Genomic DNA, 530 nt, shown 5'->3' with positions numbered 1-530 from the left:
AGCGTGCTGCACGACCCCGAGACCGACACCTACCTGGTCACCGGCCAGCACAGCGTCAATGGCGAACGCTTCATGGTCCGCTGCCGCAAGCTGGTGCTGGGCCTGGGGTCGCAGCCGGTGCTGCCGCCCTGCTGCGACCGGCGCGAGGCGCCCTACATCCACAGCGCCGAGTATCTGCGGCACAAGGAGCAACTGCAGCGGCGCGCCTCGATCACCATCGTCGGCAGCGGCCAGAGCGCGGCCGAGGTGTTCCACGACCTGCTGCGCGACAGCGACGAACACGACTACAGCCTGGCCTGGATCACCCGTTCGCCGCGCTTTTTCCAGATGGAGAACACCAAGCTCACGCTGGAGCTGATCTCGCCGGACTACACCAACTACTTCTACGACCTGCCCGAAGACCGCCGCCGCCAGATCCTGGCCGAGCAGAGCAGTCTGTACAAGGGCATCAACGCCTCGCTCATCAACCAGATCTACGACCTGCTGGACGAGAAGATCCACAACGGCGACCGCCGCTATACGCTGCTGAC

General features: G+C 65.1%; 1 protein-coding gene. It reads left to right on the top strand.

The window, feature by feature from the left end:
- Window positions 1–530 (top strand): SidA/IucD/PvdA family monooxygenase (locus DNK89_RS23925; protein WP_153064354.1); only part of this gene is annotated, 530 nt, incomplete at both ends.

Source organism: Acidovorax sp. ST3, assembly GCF_003231145.1.
Lineage (GTDB): Bacteria > Pseudomonadota > Gammaproteobacteria > Burkholderiales > Burkholderiaceae_C > Acidovorax.
Note: the sequence above shows the minus strand (reverse complement) of the source record. Positions and strands in the feature narration are given on the sequence as shown.